The organism is Xanthobacter nonsaccharivorans (assembly GCF_043194755.2).
Taxonomy (GTDB): domain Bacteria; phylum Pseudomonadota; class Alphaproteobacteria; order Rhizobiales; family Xanthobacteraceae; genus Xanthobacter; species Xanthobacter autotrophicus_G.
In genome coordinates this window covers 2116000-2142066 of the sequence record NZ_CM195526.1, presented here as the reverse complement: position 1 = coordinate 2142066, position 26067 = coordinate 2116000, and the positions used below count along the sequence as shown (strand labels likewise).

Annotated in this window: 23 protein-coding genes; 12 read left to right on the top strand and 11 right to left on the bottom strand. The window is 69.6% G+C overall.

Features of this window, described 5'->3' with window-relative positions; genetic code table 11:
• Positions 1 to 10: 10 nt before the first annotated feature.
• Positions 11 to 1324: a hemolysin family protein gene (locus V5F59_RS09720; RefSeq protein ID WP_393981371.1), complete on the bottom strand. Its 1314-nt coding sequence runs from the start codon at positions 1322 to 1324 to the stop codon at positions 11 to 13.
• A 222-nt stretch (positions 1325 to 1546) separates the two neighbouring features.
• On the opposite strand from V5F59_RS09720, the gene aroC reads away from it, so the two are divergent.
• The 3 genes from aroC (at position 1547) to V5F59_RS09705 (ending at position 5091) form a co-directional block, all read left to right on the top strand.
• Positions 1547 to 2659, top strand: a complete 1113-nt coding sequence (gene aroC / locus V5F59_RS09715; RefSeq protein WP_393981373.1) for a chorismate synthase — start codon at positions 1547 to 1549, stop codon at positions 2657 to 2659.
• Positions 2660 to 2738: 79 nt separating this feature from the next.
• A complete protein-coding gene (gene ribB, locus V5F59_RS09710; protein ID WP_393981375.1) occupies positions 2739 to 4052 on the top strand; it encodes a 3,4-dihydroxy-2-butanone-4-phosphate synthase in 1314 nt (437 codons plus the stop codon).
• 211 nt (positions 4053 to 4263) lie between these two features.
• Positions 4264 to 5091 (top strand): DUF1194 domain-containing protein, encoded by an 828-nt coding sequence (locus V5F59_RS09705; protein WP_393981377.1) that lies wholly within the window; start codon positions 4264 to 4266, stop codon positions 5089 to 5091.
• Between the two features lie 7 nt (positions 5092 to 5098).
• On the opposite strand, the gene fni is transcribed toward V5F59_RS09705, so the two are convergent.
• Positions 5099 to 6127 carry a type 2 isopentenyl-diphosphate Delta-isomerase gene (fni, locus tag V5F59_RS09700; RefSeq protein ID WP_393981379.1) on the bottom strand — a complete coding sequence of 343 codons (1029 nt, stop codon included), beginning with the start codon at positions 6125 to 6127 and terminating at the stop codon, positions 5099 to 5101.
• Positions 6128 to 6395: 268 nt separating this feature from the next.
• On the opposite strand from fni, the gene V5F59_RS09695 reads away from it, so the two are divergent.
• The 4 genes from V5F59_RS09695 to V5F59_RS09680 all read left to right on the top strand — a co-directional run bounded on the left by V5F59_RS09695 (position 6396) and on the right by V5F59_RS09680 (position 10236).
• Positions 6396 to 7445 (top strand): polyprenyl synthetase family protein, encoded by a 1050-nt coding sequence (locus V5F59_RS09695; RefSeq protein WP_393981381.1) that lies wholly within the window; start codon positions 6396 to 6398, stop codon positions 7443 to 7445.
• Positions 7442 to 8431 (top strand): ABC transporter ATP-binding protein, encoded by a 990-nt coding sequence (locus V5F59_RS09690; protein WP_393981383.1) that lies wholly within the window; start codon positions 7442 to 7444, stop codon positions 8429 to 8431. Before V5F59_RS09695 ends, V5F59_RS09690 begins: the two co-directional genes overlap by 4 nt.
• Positions 8428 to 9618, top strand: coding sequence for an ABC transporter permease (locus tag V5F59_RS09685; RefSeq protein ID WP_393981385.1), 1191 nt, complete (start codon positions 8428 to 8430; stop codon positions 9616 to 9618). The genes V5F59_RS09690 and V5F59_RS09685 overlap by 4 nt, the downstream gene beginning before the upstream one ends.
• Before the next feature lie 123 nt (positions 9619 to 9741).
• Positions 9742 to 10236, top strand: coding sequence for a sterol desaturase family protein (locus tag V5F59_RS09680; RefSeq protein WP_393981387.1), 495 nt, complete (start codon positions 9742 to 9744; stop codon positions 10234 to 10236).
• 102 nt (positions 10237 to 10338) lie between these two features.
• Here the strand turns inward: V5F59_RS09680 and V5F59_RS09675 are convergent, their stop codons facing one another.
• From V5F59_RS09675 to crtY, 4 genes are read right to left on the bottom strand one after another with little or no spacing between them, the layout of a single operon-like run.
• Positions 10339 to 11586 (bottom strand): glycosyltransferase, encoded by a 1248-nt coding sequence (locus V5F59_RS09675; RefSeq protein WP_393981389.1) that lies wholly within the window; start codon positions 11584 to 11586, stop codon positions 10339 to 10341.
• Complete coding sequence (locus V5F59_RS09670; protein ID WP_393981391.1) at positions 11583 to 12524, bottom strand: phytoene/squalene synthase family protein; 942 nt, start codon at positions 12522 to 12524, stop codon at positions 11583 to 11585. The genes V5F59_RS09675 and V5F59_RS09670 overlap by 4 nt, the downstream gene beginning before the upstream one ends.
• The gene (locus V5F59_RS09665) at positions 12521 to 14017 is read right to left on the bottom strand and encodes a phytoene desaturase (protein ID WP_393981393.1); all 1497 of its coding nucleotides are present in this window, start codon (positions 14015 to 14017) and stop codon (positions 12521 to 12523) included. The genes V5F59_RS09670 and V5F59_RS09665 overlap by 4 nt, the downstream gene beginning before the upstream one ends.
• Positions 14018 to 14031: 14 nt before the next feature.
• A complete protein-coding gene (gene crtY / locus V5F59_RS09660; RefSeq protein ID WP_393981395.1) occupies positions 14032 to 15189 on the bottom strand; it encodes a lycopene beta-cyclase CrtY in 1158 nt (385 codons plus the stop codon).
• A 295-nt stretch (positions 15190 to 15484) separates the two neighbouring features.
• Here crtY and V5F59_RS09655 point away from each other — a divergent pair, with 295 nt between their 5' ends.
• The gene (locus V5F59_RS09655; RefSeq protein ID WP_393981397.1) at positions 15485 to 15883 is read left to right on the top strand and encodes a DUF983 domain-containing protein; all 399 of its coding nucleotides are present in this window, start codon (positions 15485 to 15487) and stop codon (positions 15881 to 15883) included.
• A gap of 5 nt (positions 15884 to 15888) precedes the next feature.
• On the opposite strand, the gene V5F59_RS09650 is transcribed toward V5F59_RS09655, so the two are convergent.
• Together V5F59_RS09650 and V5F59_RS09645 are read right to left on the bottom strand one after the other, a co-directional pair.
• Positions 15889 to 16746 (bottom strand): tetratricopeptide repeat protein, encoded by an 858-nt coding sequence (locus V5F59_RS09650; protein ID WP_393981399.1) that lies wholly within the window; start codon positions 16744 to 16746, stop codon positions 15889 to 15891.
• Between the two features lie 535 nt (positions 16747 to 17281).
• Positions 17282 to 18280: a LysR family transcriptional regulator gene (locus V5F59_RS09645; protein ID WP_393981401.1), complete on the bottom strand. Its 999-nt coding sequence runs from the start codon at positions 18278 to 18280 to the stop codon at positions 17282 to 17284.
• Positions 18281 to 18430: 150 nt separating this feature from the next.
• On the opposite strand from V5F59_RS09645, the gene V5F59_RS09640 reads away from it, so the two are divergent.
• The 4 genes from V5F59_RS09640 (at position 18431) to rhmD (ending at position 22754) form a co-directional block, all read left to right on the top strand.
• Entirely contained in the window at positions 18431 to 19273 is an 843-nt protein-coding gene (locus V5F59_RS09640; protein ID WP_393981403.1) for a fumarylacetoacetate hydrolase family protein, read from the top strand.
• A 28-nt stretch (positions 19274 to 19301) separates the two neighbouring features.
• Positions 19302 to 20054: an SDR family NAD(P)-dependent oxidoreductase gene (locus V5F59_RS09635; protein ID WP_393981405.1), complete on the top strand. Its 753-nt coding sequence runs from the start codon at positions 19302 to 19304 to the stop codon at positions 20052 to 20054.
• Positions 20055 to 20176: 122 nt separating this feature from the next.
• Positions 20177 to 21487, top strand: coding sequence for an MFS transporter (locus V5F59_RS09630; RefSeq protein ID WP_393981407.1), 1311 nt, complete (start codon positions 20177 to 20179; stop codon positions 21485 to 21487).
• 79 nt (positions 21488 to 21566) lie between these two features.
• Positions 21567 to 22754, top strand: a complete 1188-nt coding sequence (rhmD, locus tag V5F59_RS09625) for an L-rhamnonate dehydratase (RefSeq protein WP_393981409.1) — start codon at positions 21567 to 21569, stop codon at positions 22752 to 22754.
• A 68-nt stretch (positions 22755 to 22822) separates the two neighbouring features.
• Here rhmD and V5F59_RS09620 read toward each other — a convergent pair whose 3' ends face one another.
• From V5F59_RS09620 to V5F59_RS09610, 3 genes are all read right to left on the bottom strand, one after another.
• Positions 22823 to 23131 carry a putative quinol monooxygenase gene (locus tag V5F59_RS09620; RefSeq protein ID WP_393981411.1) on the bottom strand — a complete coding sequence of 103 codons (309 nt, stop codon included), beginning with the start codon at positions 23129 to 23131 and terminating at the stop codon, positions 22823 to 22825.
• A gap of 196 nt (positions 23132 to 23327) precedes the next feature.
• Positions 23328 to 25559 carry a xanthine dehydrogenase family protein molybdopterin-binding subunit gene (locus V5F59_RS09615; RefSeq protein ID WP_393981413.1) on the bottom strand — a complete coding sequence of 744 codons (2232 nt, stop codon included), beginning with the start codon at positions 25557 to 25559 and terminating at the stop codon, positions 23328 to 23330.
• Between the two features lie 3 nt (positions 25560 to 25562).
• Positions 25563 to 26024 carry a (2Fe-2S)-binding protein gene (locus V5F59_RS09610; RefSeq protein WP_393981415.1) on the bottom strand — a complete coding sequence of 154 codons (462 nt, stop codon included), beginning with the start codon at positions 26022 to 26024 and terminating at the stop codon, positions 25563 to 25565.
• Positions 26025 to 26067: the final 43 nt, after the last annotated feature.

Genomic DNA, 26067 nt, shown 5'->3' with positions numbered 1-26067 from the left:
CGGGCGAGGGTCAGGCCTCTCCCGCGACCTTGTGCCGGTGGAGGACGTGGGGGCGGGACACCAGCAGCTTGTCGATTCGCCGGCCGTCCATGTCGACGATCTCGAAGCGCCAGCCCATGGCGTCGAACACCGCGCCCTCCTCCGGCAATTCCTTGATGCGCGAGAGGGCGAAGCCCGCCACGGTGTGGTAGCCATCGTCCACCGGAAAGGCGACCTCCAGCAGGTCCCGCAGCTCGTCGATGGGCGTGTCGCCGGCCACCAGATAGCTGCCGTCCTGCCGCTCCACCACATTGCGGGCCACGTGCTCGTCGGAGGCCACCGAGCCGGTGATGGCGAGGAGCAGGTCGTAGCCGGTGACGACGCCGGCCATGTCGCCATACTCATCCACCACGATGCCCATGGGCACCTCGGCGCCGCGCAGGATGCGCATGGCCTCAAGCGCCCCCACATTCTCCACGATGAACGGCACCGTCTGCACGTAGTGGCGCGGATCCGGGCTCTCTCCCTTCAGATAGGCGTCGAGCACCCGCTTGGCCTGGATGACGCCGATGGTCTCCTCCGGCGAGCCCTCGCACGCCGGCAGGCGCGAATGGGGCGTATGGAGGAGCACCTGGCGCACTTCCTGCGCATCTTTGGAGATGTCCACCCACTCCACGTCGGGGCGCGGGGTCATGATGGCGGTCACCGGCCGGTCGGCGAGGCGCATGACGCCCGAGATCATCCGCCGCTCGGCGGGATCGATGACGCCGGCGGTCTCCGCCTCGGTGATGATGGCGCGAATCTCCTCGTCGGTGACGGCCTTGGAGCCGTCCTCCCGCTCCCCCAGGAGCTTGAGCACTAGGCGCGTCGAAATATCGAGCAGCCATACGGCCGGGGCGGACACCTTCGACAGTGTCACCATGAGCGGCGCCACCATGCAGGCGAGCGGCTCCGGATTCTGCAGGGCGAGGCGCTTGGGAATCAGCTCGCCGATGACCAGCGACACATAGGTGATCGCCACCACCACGGCGGCATAGCCCACCGGATGCGCAAAGGTCGCCGGCATGCCGGCATTGGCGAGGGAGGTGCCCAGCTGTTCACCCAGGCTCGCGCCGGAAAAGGCGCCGGCCAGGATGCCGATGAGAGTGATGCCGATCTGTACCGTGGAGAGGAAGCGGCCGGGATCCGCCCCCAGGGCGAGCGCCACGCGCGCACCCTTCCGCCCGCGATCGGCCATCGCCTTCAGCCGGGCCGGACGGGAAGAAACAATGGACAATTCCGCTGCTGCAAGAACGGCGTTGAGCAACACGAGGAAGAGGACGATCAGGATTTCGAGCAAAGGCATGGCGGGGTAATAAGGCTCCGTCGCGACTTCTCATAGCACAGGATGACCGCCCTGTGTGACACCGCCGCCACATTTGCGCGAAGCAGCCCCGCCGTCATACGGTTCAGGCTGGCCTCGAAGGCCTTGGCGCGGCAGCCTTTTCACCGGGCGTTGAGGTCGGACATTTCCTTGGCACCCATCCTCGTCTATTGAGCCCGGACCAGCGAAGGATCCTGTCGCGCCATGTCGTTCAACACCTTCGGGCACATGTTCCGGGTTACCACCTTCGGCGAGAGCCACGGCGTCGCCATCGGCTGCGTGGTGGACGGCTGCCCGCCCAACCTGCGCTTCAGCATCGAGGAGGTGCAGGCCGCCCTCGACCGGCGCCGGCCGGGCCAGTCGCGATTCACCACCCAACGCCGCGAGCCGGACGAGGTGAAGGTGCTCTCCGGCACCCTGCCGCATCCCGAAGGTGGACTTGTGACAACCGGCACGCCCATCGCCCTGCTGATCGAGAACGTGGACCAGCGGTCCAAGGATTACAACGACATCGCCGGCGCCTACCGGCCCGGCCATGCGGACTTCACCTACGATATCAAGTACGGCATCCGTGACCACCGGGGCGGGGGCCGCTCCTCCGCCCGGGAAACGGCGACGCGGGTGGCTGCCGGCGCCATTGCCGCCAAGGTGCTGCCCGGCGTCACCGTGCGCGGCGCGGTGGTGCGCATCGGCGAGATCGAGATCGACCGCAGCCGCTGGGATTGGAACGAAGTGGGAAACAACCCCTTCTTCTGCCCCGATCCCGACACCGTGCCCCTGTGGGAGGCCTATCTCGACGGCATCCGCAAGGCCGGCTCCTCCGTGGGCGCGGTGGTGGAAGTGGTGGCGGAGAACGTGCCGCCCGGCCTCGGCGCGCCCCTTTACGGCAAGCTCGACGGGGATCTGGCAGCGGCCCTGATGGGCATCAACGCCGCGAAGGGCGTGGAAATCGGCGAGGGCTTCAACGCCGCCCGCCTCACCGGCGAAGCCAATGCCGACGAGATGCGCCTTGGCAACGAGGGAAAGCCGCAGTTTCTGGCGAACCACGCCGGCGGCCTGCTCGGCGGCATCTCCACCGGTGCCCCTATCGTCGCCCGCTTCGCGCTGAAGCCCACCTCCTCCATTCTCACGCCGCGCCGCACGGTGGACCGCACCGGGGAGGAGACGGAGATCTTCACCAAGGGCCGCCACGATCCTTGCGTGGGCATCCGCGCCGTTCCAGTGGGCGAGGCCATGGTGTGGTGCGTGCTGGCGGACCACCTGCTGCGCCATCGCGGCCAGGTGGGCGAAAGTGTCCACTGGCCGTTCCAGCACTGAGGCGAAGGGCTAAATTCAGCGCAGACGAAGGACACTCCTTTTTCATTGATACTGAAATTCAGCCTGCTATGCTGTTTGAATGAAGCTCGCGGAATGGCTCTCGGCGAACGGAACGAAGCGTAGCGCCTTTGCAAGGCAGGTGGGCATGTCACCCGCCAGCGTCACGGCCCTGTGCAACGATGAACGCGCCTGGATTTCCCGCGAGACTGCCGAGAAGATCGCCGAGGCCACCGGTCACCAGGTGACGCCGAACGATTTCCTTGGTCTTCCCGCGCCCGTGATCCGAGGTTTGCCCGTGACCGACACCACCCAGTCCCGCGTCCAGTCCGCCATCGAAGCCTTCGCACGGGGTGAGATCGTCGTCGTCACCGACGATGACGATCGGGAGAACGAGGGCGACCTCATCCTCGCCGCCTCGCTGGCGACGCCGGAGAAGATGGCCTTCGTCATCCGCAACACCTCCGGCATCGTCTGCACGCCGCTGCCGCCTTCCGAGGCGAAGCGCCTGCGGCTCGACCCCATGGTGTCGAACAACGATGCGCCCATGGGCACCGCCTTCACCATCTCCATCGACGTGCGGCACGGCACCACCACCGGCATCTCGGCGGAGGAGCGCACCAACACCGTGCGCGCGCTCGCCAACCCCAACATGGGCGCCGGCGATTTTGTGCGTCCCGGCCACGTCTTCCCGCTCATCGCCAAGGAAGGCGGCGTGCTCATGCGCTCTGGCCACACCGAGGCGGCGGTGGACCTGTGCCGCCTGTCGGGCGTGCCGCCGGTGGGCGTCATCGCCGAGCTGGTGAACGACGACGGCACGGTGCAGCGCGGGCCCCAGGTCACGGCCTTCGCCGAGAAGCACAATCTGGTGCGCATTTCGGTGGCGGACCTCATCTCCTACCGCCAGGCGCGGGAGAAGCTGGTCACGCGCGCCGCCGAATTCCCCGTGCCCACCTGCGTGGGCGAGCTGCACGGCTATTCCTATGTCACCCCCTTCGACCCGGTGAACCACCTCGCCTTGGTCAAGGGCCGGATCGGCGACGGCGAGAAGGTGCTGGTGCGCCTGCATCGCGCCGACCCCATCGCCGACGCCTTCGCTGGCGGAAAGACCATCCAGAAGGCCCTGGAGCGCATTGAGGCCGAGGGCCGGGGCGTCCTCGTCTATCTGCGCGACGGCACCGCCGGCGTGCCGCCGGTGGCCATGGGCCAGGGCTCCGAGAAGACCTCCAGCGAGGCCGAGCGCGACCGGCACTGGCGCGAGGTGGGGCTGGGCGCCCAGATCCTGCGGGATCTCGGCATCGTGTCGATTCGCCTTCTCGCCTCCAAGGCCCGGACCTACGTGGGCCTTGCCGGCTTCGGCATCGAGATCATCGATACCGAGACCCTTGAGGGCTGACCGCGGAAAATTTGTGCGGCGCCCCGGGCCTTAAGCCGTTGTGACGGAACGACGACAATCCGCGCCATCGTGCGGATTGTGCAGCGCCAAGGTTTCGCGCCGCCATTCGTGAGGTAAAAAGAGGCGACTAAGCTCTTCTCCCGACCGCCCGTCGATGTCAGCATCGCTGTGACGCGATGCCGCGCCTTCTGACGGGACGGGAGATGACCCCATGCGTGCGCGCCTCGGGCCCCTGTGTCTGCTGACCTTTTTCGCCTTGCTGCCGCTGACCGCGACGGACCACGCCACGGCCGGGCCGGTGGGCGGGACGTCGGTGGATGTGGAGCTCGTCCTCGCCGTCGACATCTCCTATTCCATGGACCAGGAAGAGCAGGCCCTGCAGCGGGAAGGCTATGCCAACGCCTTGGTTTCCCGTGAGTTTCTCGATGCGCTACGGCTGGGGCCGAACGGGCGGGTCGCGGTGGCCTATGTGGAATGGGCGGGGGAAAACGAGCAGCAGGTGGTGGTGGCCTGGCGCCTCATCGACGGGCCCGAAACCGCCCGCGCCTTCGTGGAGGCGCTCAATGCCGCGCCGCTGAAGAGGGTCTACCGAACCTCCATCTCCAGCGCCCTGCTATATAGCGCCGACCAGTTCGACCTTAGTGGATTTCACGGGATTCGCCGCGTCATCGACATCAGCGGCGACGGGGTGAACAACCAGGGCCCACCGGTGGCGCTGGCGCGGGATTCCGTTGTTTCACGCGGCATTACGGTCAATGGCCTGCCCATCGTGCTGAAGCGCGGGGCGTCGTCGGCTCTCGATATTCCCGAACTCGACGTCTATTACGAAGACTGCGTCATCGGCGGGCCGGGAGCCTTCGTCATCCCGATCCAGACCCGCGAGGAATTCGCCCGCGCCATCAAGACGAAGCTCGTGCTGGAAGTCGCCGGTGTCGTGCCACCTCCACCCGCCAGCCCGGTGATGAAGGCGGTGGGGACAGCGCCGCGCATCTCCTGCACCATCGGCGAGAAGATCTGGATGGACCATTGGTCCAACTGAGGGCTTTTCAGCCTGCCTGAACCGGCACCCGCCGGAGAGCCGCGAGGTCGGCGGCGCCGGTGGCGAAGCAGGCGATGCGCAGCTGGGCCTCCAGCACCGAGAAGTGCTCCACCACCGCCTCGGTGGAGGTCACCGCCGCGTCCAGCGTGCCCGCCGCCTGCCCCACCAGGTCCGCGCCAAGGTGCAGGGCCTTGGCGGCATCCACCCCGTCGCGCACCCCGCCCGAGGCGATGAGCGGAACATCGGGGCAGGCCGCGCGCACGTCGCGGATGGCATCGGCGGTCGGAATGCCCCAGCCGGCGAAAGCGGCGGCGATGGCGCGGGTGCGGCCGGTGCCGCGCGCGCCTTCCACCAGCGCCCAGTTGGTGCCGCCGGCCCCGGCCACGTCGATCACCGCCACGCCGGCCGCCACCAGCTGCGCCGCCGCGGCTCCCGAGAGGCCGAAGCCCACCTCCTTCGCGACCAGCGGCACGGCCAGCGCCCGGGCAAGCGCCTCGATCTCCTTCAGCACGCCGCGCCAGTTGCGGTCGCCCCCTTCCTGGATGGCCTCCTGGAGGGGGTTGAGGTGGATGACGAGGGCGTCGGCGCCGATCATCTCCACCGCCCGCCGCGCCCGCTCCACGCCCTTGCCGTCGAGCAGCTGCGCGGCGCCGAGATTGCCCAGGAGCAGGATGTCCGGCGCCCGCCGGCGCAGCGCGGCGCCGAGCCCGGCCGAAGCCGCCGTCTCGATGGCGATGCGCTGGGACCCCACCGCGAGACCGATCCCGAGCGCCTGCGCCGCCTCGGCGAGATGGGCGTTGATGGCCTCCGCCCGCTTCGGCCCGCCGGTCATGGCGGAGATGAGCAGAGGCGCGCGCAGGGTGCGGCCGAGAAGCCGCGTCTCCAGGCACACGTCGGCGAGATCGAGCTCCGGCAAGGCGTTGTGGAGCAGGCGCAGCCGGTCGAACCCGGCATCGGCCCGCGAGGCCACGCGCCCGCCGGACAACACGATGTCGATGTGGTCTTCCTTGCGCCGGCCGGCTTCGTTCTCGTCCATGCTCCCCCGCGTTGGCCCCCTCTCGCGCCGCCGGTCCATGCGCGTCCGGCTTCGATACGCCCGGCTGCGATCGCGGATGACTGAGGGACCTGCGCCCGCCGTCCAGCGCGGCGACGCGGCCACACGCCGGGAGAATTTGCGCCCGGCCCAGGCCCTTGATCTAGCGCCCTTGTCTAAGGGGTGATCTAAAGTCATTCAAGGCAACGTATTTGCCGGGCTGGGGAATTGGCCGCCCGCGGGGCGACGTGTGGAGAGGGGGCGCGCGTTCATGGCGCAGAAGGGTGGACGGGACACGCGGACGGAAACGCCGGCGTCGCACGACGTTGCCCGGACGTCCGGCACGCAGGGCGCCCGGAACGGGGCACTGGCGGTGCAGATGGCCGAGCTCGACGCGCCCGGAGGCGAGGCCGCGGAGGCATTCCCGCCCCGCTCACACGATCTCTCTTACCTGCGTGCGGTCGTCGACCGGCGGCTCGGGCTGCTGGTGCCGCCCGCGGCGTCCCATCCCGCAGTGCTGCATGCCGCCATGCGGCACATCCTCCTCGCCCCCGGCAAGCGCCTGCGTCCGCTGCTCGCCATGGCCGCGGCCATGCAGCTCAACGCCTCGGAACATGCGGCCCTCGATTTCGGCTGCGCGCTGGAGATGATCCACGCCTCCTCCCTCATCGTCGACGATCTGCCCTCCATGGACGACGCGGCGGTGCGGCGCTCCCAGCCCACCACCCATGTGCAGTACGGCGAGGACGTGGCCGTGCTCGCCTCCATCGCCCTGCTCTCGCGCGCCTTCGGCGTGGCGGCCGCGGCGCCGGGCATTTCCGAGCGCGTCCGACTCGACGCGGTGGCCGAGCTGTCGCTGGCGGTGGGCTCCCTCGGCCTGTGCGGCGGGCAGTATGACGATCTGCGCCCCGGCGCCGGCCGCACCCTCGCCGTCACCGAGGACGTGAACCGCCGCAAGACCGGCGTGCTGTTCTCCGCCGCCGTGGAGATCGCCGGGCGCGTGGCGGGGGCGAGCGAGGTCCAGTTCGGCCACCTGCGGGCGCTGGCGAGCCATGTGGGCCGTGCCTACCAGATCCTCGACGACATTCTCGACGCCTCCTCCACCACCGCGGCGCTGGGCAAGGACGTGGGCAAGGACGCCCACAAGGTCACGGTCATCGCCTCCCTTGGCGCGCCGCGCGCCCGCAAGCTGCTCGCGGAACACTTGGCGGGCGCCCTTTCAGCCTCTAAAGAGCTGGGATCCAACAAGGAGGGGCGCGAACCCCTGCGAGATTTCATGGATTCTGCCTTCGGTGAGCTGATGGGGCCGCAGGCGCCGTGAGCGCCGCGCCAAACCATAGAGACGAAGCCCCGGACGACACCACGACCCCTCCCCTCGCCATCGCGGGGCTCGATGCGGGCTATGGTGCGCGCACCGTTCTTTCCGGGCTCGACCTCGTGCTGCCTCGCGGAACCGTGACCGCCCTGGTCGGCCCCAACGGCGCGGGCAAGACCACCCTGGTGCGGGCCATCTGCGGGCGCATCGCCCCCCGCGCCGGAACGGTGACGGTCTGCGGCATCCCGGCGGCGCAGGAGGCGGCGCGCGCGCGCATCGGCCTCGCGCCGCAGGACATTGCCCTCTACCGCTCCCTCACCATCACCGAGAACCTCGCCGTCTTCGCCCGCCTCGCCGGGGTCCATCGCGCCGATGTCGCCGCCTGCGTGGCGGGCGTGATGGCGCGCGCCGGCATCGCCGGGCGCAAGGATGAGCGCATCGACCGCCTCTCCGGCGGCTGGCAGCGGCGTGCCAATGTGGCGGCGGCGCTGGTGGGCACGCCGGGCCTCCTGGTGCTGGACGAGCCCACGGTGGGCGTGGATGCGCCGGCGCGCGGCGAGCTTGCCGCCCTGGCGCGGCGGCTGGCGGCCGAGGGGCTCGGCATCCTGCTCATCACCCACGATTTCGATTTCGCCGAGGCCGTGGCCGACCGGGTGGCCATCCTCAGCGGCGGGCGGATCGCCCTGGAAGGGCCCCTCGCCCAGCTCATCGCCGCCCATTTTCCGCACCGGCGCAAGGTGGAGGTGGCCTTCGCCACACCGCCGAACCTGATGGGCCGGCGGGCCCTGGAGGCCCTCGGCCTCCAGGGGGACGGGCACACGGTTCGCTTCACCGGCATGGTGGAGGACACCCCCCAGGCCACGGGCGATCTCGTCGCGGCGCTGCGCACCGCCGGCCTGTCCCCCCGCACCATCGCCCTGGAGGCCGCCGGCCTCGACGCCCTTTATGAGGACGTCGTGCACGACCGTCCCGTGCGGGAGGGGCTCCGATGACCGCCGCCATCATGCGTGCCATGGCGCTCACCCTCCTGCGCGACCGCGGCGCGCTGATGATGACCTTCGTGCTGCCGCCGCTGCTGTTCGTGCTGTTCGCGGCGGTGTTCTCGGGCACGGGGGGCGAGGCCTCCACCATCAAGGTGGCCGCCGCCCGCGCCACGGAAGCCCCGGCCGCGGAGGCCTTCCTCGAGGCCCTCGGCAAGGCGGCCGACGTGGAACTGGCCCGTGTCACCCCCGACGAGGTGACGGCGCGGGTGTCGGACGGCACGGCCGACGTGGGGCTCATCGTGCGCGGCGACCTTTCCGCCGCCACCGACAAGCCGCCCATCGTCCTCGTCACCGATGCGGCGCGCAACGTGGCCGCCGCCATCCTCGCGGCGCGCATCCAGCGGCTGTTCACTGAAGACCTGCCCGGCATGGCCATGCGCCGCGTCGCCGCGCAGATCGGGATCCTGGTCGGCCCCTTCACGCCGGAGCAGCAGGCGCGGCTCGAAGCCTCCGTCGCCCGTGCGCCGGAGCTCGTGGCGCAGGGTGGCGCCGAGCTGATGGAACGCCAGCCCCTGCCCCGCCTTCGCGGCGAGCCGGGAGTGACCTATTACGCCGGCGCCATCGCCATGCTGTTCCTGCTGTTCTCCGCCGTGCAGGGGGCGGCGAGCCTGGTGGACGAGCGCCGCTCCGGCGTGTTCGACCGCATCGTGATGGGCCGTGGCGGCGTGGCGGCGCTGGTGGCGGGCAAGCTTGCCTTCCTTCTGCTCCAGGGCCTCGCCCTCTCGGCAGTGCTGTTTGCCGTGGCGCAGCTGGTCTACGGCGTGCACGTGGTGCAGCACCTCGGCACATTCATCGCGGTTTCGGCGGCGGCCTCGGCGGCGGCGGCGGGCGTCGCCCTGCCGCTGGCGGCAGCGGCGCGCACCCGCCAGCAGGCGCAGACGCTCTCCACCTTCGCCGTGCTGCTGCTCTCGGCGGTGGGCGGCTCCATGGTGCCGCGCTTCCTCATGCCGGCGTGGCTCCAGCAGGCGGGCATCATCACCCCCACCGCCTGGGGCATCGAGGCGTTCCAGGATGCCCTGTGGCGCGGCGCGGCGCTGCCCGCGCTCCTGCCGGGCCTCGCGGTGCTCCTCGCCTATGGGGTGGCGGGCGGGGCGCTGACCCTCTGGCTCATCCGCCGGCAGGTGCGGCTCGCCTGAAGCCGCTGCCGGCGGCGCGCGGGTGGAGGATTGATCTGCCCCATGGCGCGCCTGGGCGACGGATGCTGTATAAGGCCATCCCGGCTCAGCCCGGAGCCATTGAAACCTCAGGCGTGGCCTTTCATGTCCTTCGTCGTCAACGCGCTCATCGTGATCCTGACCGTGGCCGCCATGGAAGGCGTGGCCTGGGCGGCTCACAAATACGTCATGCACGGCTGGGGCTGGGGCTGGCACAAGTCCCACCACGAGCCGCGCGAGGGCATGTTCGAGCGCAACGATCTCTATGCGGTGCTGTTCGCCGGCATCGCCATCCTGCTCATCTACTTCTTCCGCAATGGCGGTCCGCTGCTGTGGGTGGGCGTGGGGATGACGGCCTACGGCTTCCTCTATTTCTTCGTCCACGACGGCATCACCCACCAGCGCTGGCCGTTCCGCTACGTGCCGCGCAACGGCTATCTCAAGCGCCTGGTGCAGGCCCACCGGCTGCATCACGCGGTGGACGGCAAGGAAGGCTGCGTCTCCTTCGGCTTCATCTATGCGCCGCCCCCCGCCGCGCTGAAGGCCAAGCTGAAGAAGCTGCACGGCGGCAGCCTGAAGCACACGGAAGCGGCGGAATAGGCCGCCCGCCTCGTCGCGCGTCGCGCAAGCGCTCTATCTATTTGATTTATCGCACTTTCTTCACGCCGGCCGGCACCCCCTTCGCTCGAAAGTGCTGGGAGCTCAGGCGCGCACCGCCGCCTCGATCAGGTCCGCCGCCCGGACGACGCCCCCGCCCGCGGCCATCTCCGTGGCGATCCGCGCCGCGGCGGCCCTGTAGTCCGGCTTCTCCAGCACCGCCCCGAGCGCGCGGGTGAGCCGCCGGCGGCTAGCGCGACCGGCCGGCACCACCTCGGCGACGCCCGCATAAGCAAGGCGGGAGGCCGTCGCCGGCTGCTCGAAGGCGATGGGCATGGCCACCAGCGGCACGCCTTCCGCCAGCGCATCCAGCACCGTGTTCATGCCGCAGTGGAGCACCGCCGCACGGCAGCGCTTCAGCACCTCCTGCTGGGGCACGAAGGCGCGCACCTCGGCGCTGGCCGACAGGCGCGCTACCTCCCCCGCCGACAGCAGCCCGCCATGGGCGATGAGGAGGCCCGCGCCCACCGCCCGCGCCGCATCGGCCACCTTGACGAACAGGTCGCCCCGCGCGCCCTGCAGGGTGCCGAGGGAGCAGAAGACCAGCGGCTTGCCCTCTGCCTCCGGCAGGGGCGCCTCGGCCTGCGGGGTGGAGGCGGCATCGCGCCAGGGCGCGCCGTAGTGGAAGGAGGCCGGCAGCTCCCGACGCGGAAAATCAAGCCCCTTCGGCATCTGCGCCACCGTGAGGGTGGGCGAGAAGCCACCGTCGGCGAACGGATCGAGTGCGAAGGCGGCGCCGTGCTTCTCCAGCACCCGGCGCATGGGCTTCATCAGCAGATCAGTGATCTGGTAGCCGCCCTTGTTCCAGAACTCCCCCTGCTCCGAGGCATCATAGGGCCAGGGCACGAAGGGCGGCGGCACGCCGATCTCGCGGTTCAGCAGGAGCGCGGTGGCCGTGGACACCACCGGAAGGCCGAGGTGACGCGCCACCAGCGTGCCGGCGGCCTCCGTCTGGTCGGCGATCACCGCCTCGACACCCCGCGTGCGGAAGGCATTGGGCAGGTCGCGGCAGAGCATATCCGTCTGCGCCGCGGTGGCCTTCAGCGTGCCGAGGAGGCCGAACAGGCCCGTGGGCGCGGCGAGGCGCTGCACATAGGCATCCAGCGCGCCGGCGGGATAGTCCTGCGCCCCCACCGCCGCGAACTCCGCGCCCTTTCCGGCCACGAGGCGGGCGGCGTCCGCCATATGGAAGAAGGTGACGCGATGGCCGCGCGCACCGAGCGTGCGGGCGAGCACGAGCAACGGGTTGTAGTGCCCCGGCAACGGCGGGGCGACGACGGCGAAATGGGTCATGCGGGCCGGGTCCACAGATGCGACGGCCGAGGGGGCGGAGCCCCCTCAAAGCGCGTCGCAAGCGCGGCCGCAAGTCCTTTCATGAGAAAGCCGATCTTCTGCGCCTTCGAGGTGGAGACACGGGCATCCCAGGCGGCCGGCCCCCGCCGGCGCACCTCCACGCCGATGGCGCGGTAGACCCCGCGTGCCGCCCCCACCGCTGCGGCCGCACGAAACGGCAAGGCGCGCATGCCGACGAGGGCCTGATCGTAATAGGGCTCCGCCACGTCCAGCAGCCGCGCCGCCACGCGGGCGACCTTCTCCCGGTGCTCCGGCGCGGCGATCTCCGCCTCGGGCACGCCGGCCTCGGCGAGGAATTCGGCCGGCAGATAGATGCGGCCGATGCCGGCGTCCTCGATCACGTCGCGGGAGATGTTGGTGAGCTGGAAGCCGAGGCCGAGATCGCTGGCGCGGTCCAGCACCACTCCGTCCCGCGCGCCCATGATGAGGCTCATCATCACGCCCACCACGCCGGCCACGTGGTAGCAATAGGTCAGCGTGTCATCGAGCGTCTCGTAGCGCCGGCCCTCCACATCCATGCGGAAGCCTTCGAGCAGATGCAGCGGATAGCGCTCGGGAATGTCGTTGCGCCGGACCACCTCGGCGAAGGCGGCGAAGGCCGGGTGCGCGGAGGGTGCGCCGCGATAGGCGCGGGCCGTCTCCTCATAAAGCGTGTCCAGCCGCTCGGCGGGGGTGCCGGCATAGGCGATGCGGCCGTGGCCCAGCTCCTGCCCGTCCACCACGTCGTCGCAATGGCGGCACCAGGCGTAGAGCATGACCGCATCCGCGCGCATCTGCGGGGCGAACAGGCGCGCCGCCGCCGCGAAGCTCTTGGAGCCCTTGGCGATCGCCTCCTCGCTGGCGCCGAGGACGTCTCCGCCCTCTCCCTTCCCGCTCATGCGGTGACGACGCCCAGATCGGCGAGGATGAGCCCAGCCGTCGCCTTGGCCGAGCCGACCACCCCCGGCACGCCTGCGCCGGGATGGGTGCCGGCGCCGGTGAAGTAGAGGTTGGGGACCCGGTCGTCGCGATTGTGCGGCCGGAACCAGGCGGACTGGGTGAGGATCGGCTCCACCGAGAAGGCCGAGCCGAGATGCGCGGAGAGCTCGTCGCGGAAGCCGAAGGGCGTGAGCATGCGCGTCGTCACCAGGCTGTCCCTCAGCCCCGGCAGCAGCCGCGCCTCCAGATGGGCGAGGATGCGGTCGCGATAGCGCGGGCCCTCCACCTCCCAGTCGATGTCCGCCTTGCCGAGGTGCGGCACGGGGGAAAGCACATAGAAGGCCGTGCAGCCGGGCGGCGCGAGCGTGGGATCGGTAACGGTGGGCGCGTGGAGGTAGAGCGAGAAATCCTCCGGCAGGCTCGGCCCCTTGAAGATCTCGTCCACGAGGCCGCGATAGCGCGGCCCGAACAGCACCGTGTGGTGCTGGAGATGGTCCCAGGTGCGGTTCGCACCGAAATAGGTGACGAACAGCGACATGGAATGGCGCATCTTCGCCAGCTTCGCCCCGTGCGCGCGGCCGTGGGAATCGCCGCGCAGCAGGTGGGAATAGGTGTGCACCACGTCGGCATTGGAGGCGACCACGTCGAACGGGATCGCCTGCCCGCCCTTCAGACGCACCGCCCGGGCGATGCCGTTCTCAAGCACGATCTCGTCCACCGGGGTGGACAGATGCACCTCGCCGCCGAGATCCTCGAACAGCCGCACCATGCCCCTGACCAGCGCCCCGGTGCCCCCGCGCGGGAAGAACACCCCCCACTTGCGCTCCAGCGCGTGGATGAGCGCGTAGATGGACGAGGTGGAGAAGGGGTTCCCCCCCACCAGCAGCGAATGGAAGGAGAAGGCCTCGCGCAGGTGCTCGTCCTTCACGAAGCTCGACACCATGGAATAGACCGAGCGCCACGCCTGCAGCTTCACCAGGTTCGGCCCGGCCTTCATCATGTCTGAGAAATTGAGGAAGGGCACCGCGCCGAGCTTCAGATAGCCTTCCTCGAACACCGCCTGCGAATAGGCGAGGAACCGCCGGTAGCCCTCCACGTCCGCCGGGTCGAAGGTCTGGATCTGGGCGTCGAGGCCGGCCTGGTCGTTCACATAGTCGAACTGCCGCCCGTCCGGCCACAGGAGCCGGTAGAAGGGGGAGACCGGGATCAGCTCCACATAGTCGGAGAGCCTGCGCCCTGCCGCCTCGAACACCTCTTCCAGGCAGGTGGGGTCGGTGATGACGGTGGGCCCGCCATCGAAGGTGAAGCCCTGGTCCTCATAGACATAGGCGCGGCCACCGGGCTTGTCGCGCTGCTCGAAGAGGGTGGTCGCAATGCCGGCCGCCTGCAGGCGGATGGCAAGCGACAGCCCGCCGAAGCCGGAGCCGATGACGGCGGCCCGGCGGGGAAACATTCTTTTTTCGAGCATCATGAAGCACCGATGGCGGATTTCGTCTCGGAGAGGCAGGACAGCGCGCGCAGGACGGATACGGGCGGCCGGCCCGTAAGGATCCGCGCCTTGTCGGAAAAGGTAAGACGATCCGCATAGAAGCGGGCGATGAGGTCTTCCGGCAATCCGTAGAAACGCTGAAGGATGGCGTAGCGCTGGTGCGGCTCCGCGGCGCGGAACAGCATGCGGTTGAGCAGGCGGAAGAAGCCGCGGGCCTTCCACCGGCGGGCCGCCTCCTCGCGCACGGTGGCAGCGATGGCGGGGCCGGAGAGGTCGTGCTGCAGGGAGATCTGGTCGGCGAGGCGCGCGGCATCCGGCAGGGAATAGCCGGTGGTGGGGTGGAACAGAGCCGCGCGAAGCCCCACCTTCGCCACGCCCTGCGGCCCCTCGGCGAGGAAAGCGTCGATATCGCCCCCCAGGGCGATGGGCAGCACGCCCTCCTCCTCCCGCACCACATAGTCCGCCGTCCAGCCCTGGGCGGCGACGTAGTCGGCGATGCGGCGGCGCACCGCGTCCGCCGGCAGGTCCGGGCCGTCGGAATAATAGGTGTCCTCCACCAGCACCGTCTCGGGATCCAGCGGCAGCACATAGACGAAGCGGTAGCCATCCATCTGCTCCACCCGCGCGTCCATGATGACGGGCCGCGCAAGGCCGTGGCGATGGGTGAGGCGAATCTCCTGGCCGATGAACTTCTGGTAGCCGAGATCGAGGTGGCGGGAGGCCACCGGGCCGCGCCCGTCCACCACCGCCTTGGCGGCAATGCGCGCGCCATCCTCCAGGACCACATGGTCCTCGGCCATCTCCACCACCCGCGTGCCGGTGCGGATGGAGGCGCACAACCGCTCGTTCATCACCTGCGCGAGGCGATCGGACGAGATGGTGTGGTAGTGCCCGCCCAGGGTACGGGAGAAGGCCGGGAAATGAACTTCATGGCTGTTCCAGCCATGGGCTCGGAAGGGCGAGAGGAAGGCGTGATGCCGGTGGCTGAGGTCGGTGGAATGCAGCGACCAGCTATGGTTTCCCCCGACGCTTTCGCCCGCTTCCAGAAGCAGCAGGCGGGCCTGGGGCCGTCGCTCGAAGATGCGCGCCGCAAGGAGGCAGTTGGCCAGCCCCGCGCCGACGAAAATGATGTCCATTTCCTACCGCCGCCCTCGGCGCTGTTTTCCATTCTCAAGCTGGAATATCTCTGCCCGGCGCGCGTGTCACCCCCGACAACTGACGCAGGGGAGAGTCCCTGAGGCTTGCGGGAAGAGCGGCGCGCGTTCAACGGTTTCTTGATACCGGGTTCGCCTGTCCCCCTGCGACAGCAACGGCGCTTGAACCGATGCCCGGGGCTGCTTACCTCCTTGGTTTGGAGGCGCAATTCGATCTGGCCGTTCCCCTGGCAGTCACACAGTCTGCCGCCATCAGGCGCTTCCATCTGGAGAGATCATGACCGAGCCCCACTGGCCGCCTTTGTCCCCGCTTTCGACGGGGTTGCGCGGCCGGTGCCCCCGCTGCGGCGAGGGCCACCTGTTCAACGGCTTCCTCACCATCGCGCCGGCGTGCGAGGTCTGCGGCCTCGATTATTCCTTCGCCGACCCGGCCGATGGCCCGGCCTTCTTCGTGATGTGCTTCGCCTGCGTGCCGGCGGTGCTGTTCGGCATCTGGCTGGAGGTCGCCTACGAGGCGCCCTACTGGGTGCATCTGGTGACGACGCTGCCGGTGCTGCTGTTGACCTGCATTCCACCGCTGCGGCCGCTGAAGGGCTGGCTGGTGGCGAGCCAATATTATTACAAGGCCGAGGAAGGCCGCCGGGTGACAACCGGCGAGGCGCCGCCCTCCACCTGACCGGCTCAGCGCCGCGCGGACTTCAGCCAGCTTTCGAGATAGCTGAGCGCGAGGGCGCGCTCGTCGGGGGTCGCCTCGGCGAAGGCCTCCTCATGCATGTCCACCACCCACTTGTCCTCGGGGCGGGAGGCGCCGTCGCGGGCGAGGGTGAGCCACATGAGGCCGCGCGCGCCCTGGCGCGGCACGCCGCTGTCGCCGCGGAACAGGAGCTGGCCGAGCAGCGCCTGCGCCTCGAACTGCCCCTTCTGGGCAGAGAGGGTGAGCCAGCGACCGGCGCTGCGGGCATCCCGCGCGCCGCCCACGCCGTCGAGATAGAGCTTGCCCAGATGAAACTGGGCGTCCGCGTCCCCGAAATAGGAGGCGGCATAGGAATACATGTCCCGCGCCCGGGCCGGGTCCCGCTTCACGCCGGCGGATGGAATGCCGACGAGATAATAGCCGCCGAGCGCCACGAACGCGTTGGCCACGAAGCGCGACTGCGCGGTGCCGGGATAGTCGTCCGCGTGGGAATTGGCGATCTTGGAGAAATACTCGAAGGCTTTGGCGTCATCGCGCTTCACGCCGTCGCCGTCCGCATAGATGCGGGCGAGCTTCCACTGGGCCATGGCGTGGCCCTGGGCGGCGGCATAGCCGAGCGCATCCATGCCCTTGGCGGTCTGCCCGGCGCGGATCGCCTGCGCCCCGGTGCGGAACGCCTCGTCCACCGGGCGCACGGGCGGCGCGGAAGGCACGTTCGCGGGCGGCGTGAGGGGCTGGGTGATGAAGGGTTGCGGCGCGGGGTCGGCATTGCCGTCGAAGGCCTGCGCCACGGAGGCGAAGCCCAGCGGCGCGGCGAGCGCGAGGCCCACGACGCCGGCGAGCACGGCACGGCCCGGCAATCCGCTGGCACGCGACGGGGCACGACGCCCGATGCGCCTGCCGCCGCCTGCCGCTGTCCGAATCTGGAGGATCGCTTCCGCAAACATGATGCGGGGACGATGCCAGCGGGCCGCGGCAATATCGGGGCCGAGGAAGGGCCGCTCCGCGGCCTCTCTTGGGCGTCCTGCCGCCGTGGCCCCGAACGCGGGCCTATGAGCCGAACATGCACTGTCCATAAGGACCCACCTTGGGACGCGGCGGCCGAAAACACTTTCCGGGTACGCTCACCACCACGTGTTGCATTCCGGTTTCATTCCGTTTTGTGGCGGCTTCGCGGCGCGGAATGGTTAAGGGCCGGCCACGGGTTGCGATGGACATCCGGTGTGGTTTTGCCGTCACACATTCGTGAGGCCCGGAGGGCGGCGTCCTGGCGACGCCAATCATTGCAAACACAGGGCCGAAAAGTATTCGCGGCAGGCGATTTCGGGCGGTATCCGCCTGGACACGCCTCCGTGCCGGGCGCAGGAGGCTCCGCCGGCCTCAGCCTGCCGGACGACCCGCCGCGCGCCTCTTGCCCCGCCCGGCGGGAAGCCCCGGCGCCTCCGCCCGCTCCGCCGAAAGGGTGCGGACGATGGAGATGAACTCGCTGGCGTTGGGGCTCATCACCACGTCCTTGCGGGTGACGATGCCATAGGGGTCGAGCTCACCCTCCACGGTCACCGGCAGGCGCACGAAATCCCCGCGCGCCACTTCGGCGGCGACGATGGTGCGGGGCAGCACGGAGATCATCCCCGCGTGCCGCACGAGGTTCAGCGTCGCGAAGATGGAGGTGGTCTCCACCAGATTGTCGAGGGTCTTCAGCCCCGCCGCCGCGAAGGCGGAATCGATCAGCCGCCGCATGGGGCTCGGCGCGGGCTGGAGCACCCAGGGCATGGCGCCCATGTCGCCGAGATCGAGCCTTGGGCGCTGCGCCAGGGGATGGGAGGCGGCGGCGAACGTCCACAGCTCCTCGCCCCCCAGCGGCTCGAAATCGAACTTGGCCCGCTCCCGCGCCTCGGGCACGCGGCCGATCACCAGGTCCAGCTCGCCCCGGTCGAGGGCGGCGATGAGCACGTCGGAAGTGGTGGCCAGCACCTGGATGGTCATGAGCGGGCGTTGCCGCTTCAGCTCGGCGATGGCACGAGGCAGAAGGTCGGAAGCGGTGGCCATGATGGCGCCCAGCGCCAGCGCGCCATAGCCCCCGCGCTTCAGATTGGCGAGGCCGTCGGCGAAGCGCTCCCCGTCCGTCAGGGCGCGGCGGGCATAATCCACCACATGGGCGCCGATCTCGGTGGGCAGCATGGCGCGCGGGGTACGGTCGAACAGGCGCACGCCCAGCATCTCCTCAAGGTCCTGAAGGATCTTCGTGGCGGCGGGCTGCGTTACGTTCAGCTCCGCTGCGGTGCGCCGCAGGCTGCCGGTGCGGCCGAGCACGTCCACCAGGCGCAATTGCTTGAAGCGCAGGCGCGAGAGCAGAGCGGAGGGACCGAGTTCGCGCATCGCACGCTCCGATCGCGATAACCAGATGGAATAGGCTGAACAGAACTTCTCATTATCCCGTTATCACGCAGTCGGCTAGCGTCCCCGCGAATTGGCTCGAACCGGTCCGGCCCACAACGGACGAACGGCGGACCGATGGGGAGGAAACGGATGAAGCTCGTTCGCTACGGCGCGGCGGGGCAGGAGCGCCCTGGCCTGATCGACGCGGAAGGTCGCCTGCGCGATCTTTCGGCCCATGTTCCCGACATCGCCGGCACCGCCCTCCTGCCCGAGAGCCTGGAGCGCCTCAACGCCCTCGACGTGACGGGCCTGCCGCTCGTCGACGGCACCCCGCGCACCGGCGCGTGCGTCGGCGCTGTCGGCAAGCTGGTGTGCGTCGGCCTCAATTATTCCGACCATGCGGCCGAGAGCGGCCTGCCGGTACCCACCGAGCCGGTGCTGTTCATGAAGGCCACCAGCTCCATCGTCGGCCCCTACGACGATGTGGAGATCCCCCGCGGCTCCACCAAGACCGACTGGGAAGTCGAGCTCGGCATCGTCATCGGCAAGCCCGCCAAGTACGTGAGCGAGGCAGACGCGCTCTCCCACGTGGCCGGTTATTGCGTCGTCAACGACGTGTCCGAGCGCGAATTCCAGATCGAGCGCGGCGGCCAGTGGGACAAGGGCAAGGGCTGCGACACCTTCGGCCCCCTCGGCCCGTGGCTCGTCACCAGCGACGAGGTGAAGGACCCGCAGGACCTCCACATGTGGCTGGAGGTGGACGGCAAGCGCTTTCAGGACGGCTCCACTCGCACCATGATCTTCGGCGTCAAGCACCTCGTGAGCTACATCAGCCGGTTCATGAGCCTGCAGCCGGGCGACATCATCTCCACCGGCACGCCGCCCGGCGTCGGTCTCGGCCAGAAGCCGCCGCTGTACCTGAAGGCCGGCCAGACCATGCGCCTCGGCATCGACGGCCTCGGCGAGCAGCGCCAGACCACCGTGCAGGGCTGAGAAAACACGCCTGAGGAAAGGCCACCCCATGAACCAGATCGACCTCCAGGGACGCGTCGCGGTCATCACCGGCGGCGCGCGCGGCATCGGCTACGCGGCGGCCGAACGCATGCTGAAGTCCGGTGCCGAAGTCTCCCTGTGGGACATCGACGCCGCCCGCCTCGCCGAGGCCGCCGCCATCCTCGGCAAGCTCGGCAAGGTGACCACCGAAACGGTGGAGCTCACCGACGAGGCCTCGGTGGAGGCCGCCGCGCAGAGCGTCGTCGAGAAGCACGGCAAGATCGACATCCTCGTCAACAACGCCGGCATCACCGGCGGCAACGGAAAGACCTGGGAGCTGGCCACCGACGTGTGGCGGCGGGTGATCGACGTTAACCTCGTCGGCCCCTTCCTCACCTGCAAGTCCATCGCGCCGCGCATGATCGCGAATGGCTGGGGCCGCATCGTCAATGTCGCTTCCATCGCCGGCAAGGAAGGCAATCCCAACGCCTCCCACTACTCGGCGTCGAAGGCGGGCCTCATCGGCCTCACCAAGTCCCTGGGCAAGGAGCTGGCGCAGGCCGGCGTGCTGGTGAACGCCATCACCCCCGCCGCGGCGAAGACCGAGATCTTCAACCAGATGAAGCAGGAGCACATCGACTTCATGCTCTCGCGCATCCCCATGGGCCGGTTTCTGGAGGTGGACGAGGCCGCGGCGATGATCGCCTGGCTCTCCTCCGCCGACTGCGCCTTCTCCACCGGCGCGGTGTTCGACCTGTCCGGCGGACGCGCCGTCTACTGAGAACCAGCGGTGCCTGCACCGCCCCTCCCCGCGCGCCGCGCCCTGCGGCGCGCCAACAACAGAGCCATCCGGGAATGAGCCCGAGACGGCCGGAGGCAACGTTTCACCCGGGAGAGGCAGCCATGTCCGGCTCTCAGTCCGCGTCGCTTCAGGCGACGATTTCCAAGGTCACCAAGCGGCTCCTGCCGTTCCTCCTGCTCATGTACGTGCTCGCCTTCCTCGACCGGGCGAACGTGGGCTTCGCCAAGAAGGCATTCCAGGCGGACACCGGCATCTCGGACGCCGCCTTCGCGCTCGGCGCCTCCATCTTCTTCCTGAGCTACGCGCTGTTCGAGGTGCCCTCGAACATCATCATGCACCGCGTGGGCGCCCGGATCTGGATGGCGCGCATCATGATCACCTGGGGCCTCATCTCGGCCGCCATGATGTTCGCCCATGACGAGCTCACCTTCTACGTCCTGCGCGTTCTGCTCGGCGCGGCCGAGGCCGGCTTCTTCCCGGGCGTGATCCTCTATCTCACCTACTGGTTCCCCTCCGCCTCGCGCGGGCGGGCCATGGGTCTGTTCTACTTCGGTGCGCCGCTGGCATTCATCTTCGGCAGCCCGCTCTCCGGCCTGCTGCTGGAGTTCCAGGGCCTTGGCGGCCTGCACGGCTGGCAGTGGATGTTCCTGGTGGAGGGCCTGCTCGCGACCATCGTCGGCGTCTGGGCCTTCTTCTACCTGGACAACAAGCCCGCCGATGCCAAATGGCTCACCGCGTCCGAAAAGACCGAGCTGACGCAGGCGCTCACCGCCGAGGAGCAGTTCAAGACCTCCCACGGCCCCTCGCACCTGCTGTCGGCGCTGCGCAACGGCCGGGTGCTGCACTTCGCCCTCATCTATTTCCTGATCCAGATGAGCGTGTACGGCGTCGTCTTCTATCTGCCGACCCAGGTGGCGAACCTGCTCGGCACCAAGGTGGGGCTCCAGGTGGGCTTCGTCTCGGCCATCCCGTGGGTCTGCGCGCTGGTGGCGGCCTATGTGCTGCCGCGCATGTCGGACGCCTCCGGCGAGCGGCGCGGCTATGCGGCGGCGATCCTCGCCGTGTCCGGCCTCGGCATCGCCGCCTCGGTGGCCACCACCTCCCCTGCCCTGTCGCTGATCGCCCTGTGCTTCGCGGCGGCCGGCTTCATCTCGGTGCAGCCCATCTTCTGGACCTTCCCCACCGACTATCTCGGCGGCGTGGCGGCGGCGGGCGGCATCGCCCTCATCAACTCGCTGGGTGCGCTCGGCGGCTTCGTGGCGCCGAACGTGAAGACCTGGGCCGAGGGCGCCTTCGCCTCCCAGGCGGCCGGCCTCTACGTGCTGGCTGTCACGACGCTCCTCGGCGCGCTGCTGATCCTCGCCATCGGCCGCATGCAGCCGGTGCCGAACGGCACCGCCAGGCGCGCCTGACCCTTAACCCGCCCCGCGCCCGCCGCGGGGCGGCCCATCCGAGCAATCGCCCCTCGGGGGCGGCAATGGAGAACACGAGATGGCCATGCCGACGATCAAGGCGGTCCGCGCCTATACCGTGCGCGGCGGCGGCGCCGACTATCACGACACCCAGGGCTACCACTGGATCGACGACCACATCGCCACCCCCATGGCGCGCTATGAGGAATACCGGCAGAGCCGGCGCTCCTTCGGCATCAACGTGCTCGGCACGCTGGTGATCGAGGTGGAGGCCTCGGACGGCACGGTCGGCCTCGGCGTGACCACCGCCGGCGAGATCGGCGCCTTCATCGTCGAGAAGCACCTCTCGCGCTTCCTGATCGGCCGGCAGGTCACCGAGATCGAGAAGATCTGGGACCAGATGTACTTCGCCACCCAGTTCTACGGCCGCAAGGGCGTGGTGGTGAACACCATCTCCGGCGTGGACATCGCGCTGTGGGACCTGCTCGGCAAGCTGCGCGGCGAGCCGGTGCATGCGCTGCTCGGCGGCCCGGTGCGCGACGAGCTGCAGTTCTACGCCACCGGCGCCAGGCCCGACCTTGCCAAGGAGATGGGCTTCATCGGCGGCAAGCTGCCCTTGCTGCACGGCCCGGCCGAGGGTGATGAGGGCCTGAAGAAAAACATCGAGAAGCTCGCGGACATGCGCAGCAAGGTCGGCGACGACTTCTGGCTCATGTACGACTGCTGGATGAGCCTCGACCTCAACTATTCGATCAAGCTCGCCCAGAAGGCCCAGGAGTTCGGCCTGAAGTGGATCGAGGAGTGCCTTTCGCCCGACGATTACTGGGGCTATGCGGACCTAAAGCGCAACGTGCCCAAGGGCATGCTGGTGACGACCGGCGAGCACGAGGCCACCCGCTGGGGCTTCCGCATGCTGCTGGAGATGGACTGCTGCGACATCATCCAGCCCGACGTGAACTGGTGCGGCGGCATCACCGAGCTGATCAAGATCTCGGCGCTGGCGGATGCCCACGGCAAGCTCATGGTGCCCCACGGCTCGGGCGTCTACAGCTACCATTTCGTGATCACGCGCCATAACAGCCCGTTCACCGAGATCATCATGAGCGCGCCCAATGCGGACGAGGTGCGGCCCGCCTTCAGCCCGCTGCTGCTCGACGAGCCGGTGCCCGTGAACGGCCGCATGAAGGCCTCGGCACTCGACAAACCCGGCTTCGGCGTGCGCCTCAACCCCGAGGTGAAGCTCCACCGGCCCTACGCGGCCGCCTGAAGCCTCCCCTTTCTTGTGTGCAAAACTGGCCGGCCGCTCCCGCGTGCCGGCCTTTTCTTTTGCCCGGCTCAGCGGTGGACAGCGGCGCCGAAGCGTACCCGCCCTTCGCCGCGGACGAGCGCCGGGAAAGCCGCGCGGAACCGGGCGAGATGCGGCGTCTCCAGATGCGCGTCGAACGCGGCGCGATCGTCATAGACCTCGTAGAAGACGACGCCGCCCGCCTCCTCCAGCACGATCACGTCGAACTGCCGGCAGCCGGGCTCGTCCCGCACCGACGCTGTGGCATCCTCGCGGGCGACGGCGAGGAAGTCCTCCAGCCTGTCCAGGACCACGTCGAACTCCGCGATGACGACGAAGGGTCCTGCGCCCGTGCCCATTCCGCATCTCCTCCCAGACCAAGGCTCGCCTGCCGATCGCGGCCTTCCGGGGAGAGCTTAGAGCGCGATCCGTTCAGATTGTATCGATCTGGGCGGAAACCGCCGCGGGCGGAAACCCGCGGCATCTGCAAAAAATAAGGCGCCGGGGCGAGGAATGATCCCGCCCCGGCGCCCTGGACACGACAGGCCCGCCGCCTCAGGCGGGCTTGAACGCCTGCCCGGCAAGGGGCAGCTGGAGCACCGGGCGGCCGGTGGCCGCGGCCACCGCATTGGCCACGGCCGGGGCGAGCGGGGGCACGCCGGGCTCGCCGATCCCCGTGGGCGCCGCCGCCGAGGCGACGACATGCACCTCCACCTTCGGCATCTCCGACATGCGCAGGGGCTGGTAGGTGTCGAAGTTCGCCTGCTCCACCGCGCCCTTGTCGAGGGTGATGGCGTCATGCAGGGCCGCGCCGAGGCCGAAGCCGATGCCGCCCTCGATCTGCGCCCGCACCACGTCAGGGTTCACCACCACGCCGCAGTCCACCGCGGCCACCACGCGCTCCACCTTGATGCCGCCGTCGGCCAGCGAGATCTCCGCCACCTCGGCCACATAGGTGTTGAAGCTGCGGTGGGTGGCGATGCCACGGGTGCGCCCCGCCGCCAGGGGCGAGCCCCAGCCGGACTTCTCCGCCGCAAGGCGGATGACGGCCTTCATCCGCTCATCCGTCGCATGGGCGAGGCGGAAGGCCACCGGATCCTGCCCGGCGGCACGGGCCAGCTGGTCCATCACCACCTCCACCGCGAAGGCGGTGTGGGTATGCCCCACGGAGCGCCACCACAGCACCGGCACGCCGGTCTTCATGGAGGTGAGCTCCACCTTGAGGTTGGGGATGGCATAGGCGCCGTGGGTGCCCTCCACCGAGGTCTCGTCGATGCCGTTCTTCACCATCGCCGATTCGAAGAAGGTCCCGGCGAGGATGGACTGGCCCACCACGTGGTGATGCCACGCCACCGGCTTGCCCGCGGCATCCACCGCCGCGCGCACCTTGTGGACATAGGCGGGGCGGTAGAAGCCCGCCTTCATGTCGTCCTCGCGCGTCCACACCAGCTTCACCGGCACGCCCTTGCCGTGGGCCTTGGCGATGGCCACCGCCTCCACCACGAAGTCGGAGCTGGCGAGCGCGCGGCGGCCGAAGCTGCCGCCCGCCCACTGGGTGTGGATCTCCACCTTGTCCGGCGCGACGCCCGCGGTGTGGGCCGCGTTCGGCACGTCGGCGGAGGGGAATTGCGAGCCGGTCCAGATGGTGACGGCGCCGTCCTTCACCTGCGCCACCGCATTCATGGGCTCCATGGCCGCATGGGCGAGGTAGGGGAACTGGAACTCCGCCTCCACCAGCTTCACGCCCGGCGCGGCGAGCGCCTTGTCCACGTCGCCGAGGCTCTCCACCGGCAGGCCGGGCTTGCCCAGCGCGCCGCGGTATTCGGCCAGGAGGTCAGCGGAGCTGCGGGTCTCGGCGCCCGCCTCGTCCCACTCCACCTTCAGGGCGTCGCGGCCCTTGATGGCGGCATGGGTGGTGGTGGCGAGCACGGCAACGCCCTGCGGCACCATCACCACGTCCTTCACGCCCTTCACCGCTTTCGCCGCCGTGGCGTCGAAGGCCTTGGGCTTCGCGCCGAAGCGCGGAGGATGGGCGACCACGGCCACCAGCATGTCCGGCAGCTTCACATCCTGCGTGTAGATGCGGGCGCCGGTGGTCTTCGCCGCATTGTCCTTGCGGTGGACACCTTCCTTGCCGATGAGCGTGAAGGCGGAGGGGTCCTTCAGCCGGGGCTCCGCCGGCACCTGCTCCTTCGCGGCAGCGGCGGCGAGCTCGCCGAAGCCGGCGCTGCGATTGCCCGCGCTCACCACGCCGTTCGCGACCTTGACGGCCGAGGGATCGACGCCCCACTGCCTGGCGGCGGCGGCGACCAGCATGGCGCGGGCGGCGGCGCCGGCCTTGCGGTACACCTCATAGCTCGCGGCGATGGAGGTGGAGCCGCCGGTGCCCTGGGCCCCGCCGAACAGGACGTTGCCGTAGATCTTGGCATCGGCCGGGGCGAACTCGGTCGTGACCTTCGCCCAGTCCGCATCCAGTTCGTCGGCCGCCAGGGTGGCGAGGCCCGTCGCGGTGCCCTGGCCCTTGTCGAGATGCTTGATGATGACGGTCACCGTCCCATCCGGCGCGATCCGCACGAAGGGGTTGATGGCGGCGGTAGCATCGCCGGCGCCCGTCGCCGCCGTCGCGGCTTCCGCCGGATGCGCCTTGAGGCCGAGGATCAGGCCGATGCCGGCGCCGCCCATGGCGGCGAGCACGAAGCGGCGGGAGAGCGGGGCCTGCCCGCCCGCCTTCAGCACGGCAGCGGCGGCGTCGAAGGCGCCGGGTTCGAGGTTCTGAAGCATGTGCATGGCTCAGGCCTCCAGCCGGCGGGCCGCATCGTGGATGGCGGCGCGGATGCGATGGTAGGTGGCGCAGCGGCAGACGTTGCCGTCCATGGCGCCGTCGATGTCGGCATCCGAGGGGGCCTTGTTCTCGGCCAGCAGCGCCACCGCGGACATGATCTGCCCCGACTGGCAATAGCCGCACTGGACCACGTCCAGGCTCGTCCAGGCGGCCTTCACCGCCTCGGCCTCGCGGCCGGAGACGCCTTCGATGGTCACGACCTTGGCATCGCCCACGTCGCCGAGGGCGGTCTGGCAGGAGCGCACCGGCGCGCCGTCGAGGTGCACGGTGCACGCCCCGCACAGGGCCTGCCCGCAGCCGAACTTGGTGCCGACGAGATCGAGATCGTCGCGCAGCACCCAGAGCAGAGGCGTGTCGGGATCGGCGTCGACAGTGCGCACCTGTCCGTTCACAGTGAGTGTGACGGCCATGGGAACCTCATTCTTGCGAGAGGCACAGCCGCATCTGTGCTGG